The organism is Albidovulum sp., assembly GCF_008933605.1.
GTDB lineage: Bacteria > Pseudomonadota > Alphaproteobacteria > Rhodobacterales > Rhodobacteraceae > Albidovulum.
The window spans coordinates 1-2,828 of sequence record NZ_WBUS01000248.1 but is presented as its reverse complement, the minus strand read 5'-3'; the positions used below and the strand labels follow the sequence as shown (position 1 = coordinate 2,828).

The window sequence follows — 2,828 nt, the reverse complement described above, 5'->3', positions numbered from 1 at the left end:
CATCCGGCCCGGGCAGGAGGCAGAGCTGGCCGAGCTTGCCGGTGAAGCCGGTCGCCGCGAGCCAGGCGCGATCCGCGGCGGCGCGCGCCTCGATGAAGGTCGCCGCCGCGTCCTGCGGCACGAGGTGGACGGGCCGGCTCGGCGCGGCGGGATCGGCAAAGGCCAGGAAAGGGGCAGGGGGCATCGCGGGTCTCCGGTCGGTTCCGGTCGCCACACTAGCCCTGCCGCCGGCGCCCGCAAGGCCCCATGGCGCGGGTCACACCGTCCGGTCACGCAGGTCCCAGACTGCGTTCAGCGACCGGTCCCCGATGCGCAGAAGCCGCGCGAGCGTTGCCGCCTGCGCCGCGGGATCGCCCGCATCGGTCGCCCGCAGGACATCCCCGGCCACGCGCGCGAAGGTCAGCATCCCGACCTGTTCGGCTACCCGGATCAGGAGCCGCGTGCTGCGCCGCATCGCCGCCGGATTTCCCTCGTCGGCAACGCGCCGGATTTCCGTCAGCCGCGCGGCAAGCTCTTCCATCGCGCGGCAGACGACCTGTTCCGCCCCCGCCTCGCCGAGGTCAGAATAGAGCGCCACGAGCCGGTCCGGGTCGAGCCGGACGCCTTCGTCGTAGCGCAACACCGCCAATGTCGCCACCCTTCACCCTCCACTTAGCGCCCCACGCGCAAGGAAAGCTTTGCCTTCCAGCCTCAAGAAAACCTTGTCTCGCTGCGGAAAAACCTCTCGAATTCGACCGATCGCCTGCCTATCTGCGGGGAAACTGTCAGGGAGTGACGACGCGATGCAACATGCCAGACCGCTGCCCAGCTACCTCGTCCAGCGCTACCACGGCTGGAAGGCCACGACTTGGACGGAGAACCGCGCGTGGTATCGCAGGCTCGCGGACGAGGGCCAGAGACCCCGGGCGATGGTGATATCCTGCTGCGACAGCCGGGTGCACGTCACCTCCATCTTCGGTGCCGACCAGGGGGAGTTCTTCATCCACCGCAACATCGCCAACCTCGTGCCGCCCTATGCCCCCGACGGGCACCAGCACGGCACCTCGGCCGCCGTCGAGTATGCCGTGACCACGCTGAAGGTCGCGCATCTCATCGTCGTCGGTCATTCCTCTTGCGGCGGCGTGAAGGGGTGCCACGACATGTGTTCGGGCGCCGCGCCCGCGCTGGAGGAGAAGTCGAGCTTCGTCGGCCGCTGGATGGACCTGCTGCGCCCCGGCTACGAACGGGTAAAGGGCCTTGCCCCCGAAGAGCAGTTGCGCGCGCTGGAGCGCGAGGCGGTGCTGGTGAGCCTCGAGAATCTCATGACCTTTCCCTTCGTGAAGGACGCGGTGGAGGCCGAAGAGATGACGCTCCACGGCCTGTGGAACGACATCAGCGCCGGCGGGCTCGAACATTACGACTCCGAGGCACGGGCCTTCGTCGCGCTCTGAGGCGGGGAACCCCGCGTTAACCAGATTCGGGCGAGGGTGGCGCCATGGACACCCGCCGCACCGTCACCGTGGACCTGCCCGAAGCGCTCCTCCTGGCGCTCGGCCGGGCGGCGCGGTCGGCCGGGTGTTCGCCTTCGGACTACCTCCGTGCCGTCCTGCGCGGCGCGCTCGACCGGACGCCCGCGCGGTTGAGGACCGAGGGAGAGGAGATCCTGAGGGCCGTGAACCTCTCGGCCGACTGGTTGGAGTTGCAGCGCCGCCTGCGGTCGGCGGGCTTCGTCCTGCGCCGGGCGCCGGAGGGCGGGCTCGCGATCCATTCCTGGCCGGTCGAACGCGCGCTCCTGCCGCTCCGCGCCCTGGGGCTCGGCGAGGCCGACCTGACGCTGCGCTTCGGCACCGGCTTTCCGGCCGATGCGCCGCGCGGTCTGCGTGCCTCCGACACCGCGCGCTGCGGCCGGGCGGCGTGAACCCGCCGCTTCACCCCAAGGTGAGACTTGCGCCTGCGGCCGCCATGGTATGGTAATCGGGTGACCGTTCAGGGAGACCCGGCCATGACCACCCCGTTCCGCGCGCGCCTCGCTGCTGCCCTCGTCCCGCTCGCCCTTCTCGCGCCCGGCGCCGCAGTCGCCGAAGGAAGTGACACCGCCGCAAGCACCGCCCCTGCCGTGCAATCCGGCTACGCCGAGGCCAAGGCCGCCGTCGATGCGGGGCGTTACCCGGAGGCGCTGAGACTCCTCGCCGCCGTCCTCAAGGCCGAGCCGCGCAATGCTGACGCGCTGAATCTCATGGGGTATTCCAACCGCAAGATGAACCGGATGGCCGAGGCCGCGCGCTGGTATGGCGCGGCCCTGAAGGCGAATCCGAAGCATCTCGGCGCGCTGGAATACCAGGGCGAGATGTTCGTCGAGATCGGCGACTACGCAAGCGCCAGGGCCAACCTCAACCGCCTCGCCGTGCTCTGCGGCACCTGCAACGAATGGAGCGACCTGCGCGCGGCGCTGATGGCGGCGGGGCAGGGCTGAGGCGGGCGGCCGGGGACTACTTCTTCCCACCGATCCGGGGCTCCGTCCCCGCCCTCAGCCGCTCGATGTTCGGCAGGTGGCGCCAGAAGACGAGCGTGGCCAGGAGGACGATCAGGATCACCATGTCGCCGTGGCCGAGCAGCGCCGCCCAGATGAACGCCGTTGCCGATGCCACGAGAGCGGAGAGCGACGAGATCCGGCTGACGAGCGCGGTCACGAGCCATGTCGCGCAGGCCGCGAGACCGACGGGAAACGCAAGCGCCAGCAAGGTGCCGAGGAAGGTCGCAACGCCTTTGCCGCCCTTTCCCTTGAGCCAGACCGGGAAGAGGTGCCCGAGGAAGGCGGCGAGTGCGGCAAGCTGGGCCGCATCCCCGCC

Annotated in this window: 5 protein-coding genes and 1 pseudogene; 3 read left to right on the top strand and 3 right to left on the bottom strand. The window is 70.2% G+C overall.

All coding sequences use genetic code 11. The annotated features are described in order from the left end of the window. Positions 1-184 (bottom strand): annotated as a pseudogene (locus F9K34_RS18290) (leucyl aminopeptidase family protein); the annotation flags it as partial. Positions 185-256: 72 nt separating this feature from the next. After that, a complete protein-coding gene (locus tag F9K34_RS18285) occupies positions 257-637 on the bottom strand; it encodes a hypothetical protein (protein WP_291338535.1) in 381 nt (126 codons plus the stop codon). A 145-nt stretch (positions 638-782) separates the two neighbouring features. Between F9K34_RS18285 and F9K34_RS18280 the strand changes: the two genes are divergently transcribed. The 3 genes from F9K34_RS18280 to F9K34_RS18270 all read left to right on the top strand — a co-directional run bounded on the left by F9K34_RS18280 (position 783) and on the right by F9K34_RS18270 (position 2,452). After that, on the top strand, positions 783-1,430 hold the full coding sequence (locus tag F9K34_RS18280; RefSeq protein ID WP_291338534.1) for a carbonic anhydrase: 648 nt from the start codon (positions 783-785) through the stop codon (positions 1,428-1,430). 44 nt (positions 1,431-1,474) lie between these two features. Then, entirely contained in the window at positions 1,475-1,897 is a 423-nt protein-coding gene (locus tag F9K34_RS18275; RefSeq protein WP_291338533.1) for a hypothetical protein, read from the top strand. 84 nt (positions 1,898-1,981) lie between these two features. Continuing rightward, positions 1,982-2,452: a tetratricopeptide repeat protein gene (locus F9K34_RS18270; RefSeq protein ID WP_291338532.1), complete on the top strand. Its 471-nt coding sequence runs from the start codon at positions 1,982-1,984 to the stop codon at positions 2,450-2,452. A gap of 16 nt (positions 2,453-2,468) precedes the next feature. On the opposite strand, the gene F9K34_RS18265 is transcribed toward F9K34_RS18270, so the two are convergent. After that, positions 2,469-2,828 (bottom strand): glycerol-3-phosphate acyltransferase (locus F9K34_RS18265; protein ID WP_291338531.1); only part of this gene is annotated, 360 nt, incomplete at its 5' end.

Coding starts and splice junctions, on each gene's coding strand:
- F9K34_RS18280 (WP_291338534.1), top strand. CDS start 783: ATGCAACATGCCAGACCGCTGCCCAGCTACCTCGTCCAGCGCTACCAC.
- F9K34_RS18275 (WP_291338533.1), top strand. CDS start 1,475: ATGGACACCCGCCGCACCGTCACCGTGGACCTGCCCGAAGCGCTCCTC.
- F9K34_RS18270 (WP_291338532.1), top strand. CDS start 1,982: ATGACCACCCCGTTCCGCGCGCGCCTCGCTGCTGCCCTCGTCCCGCTC.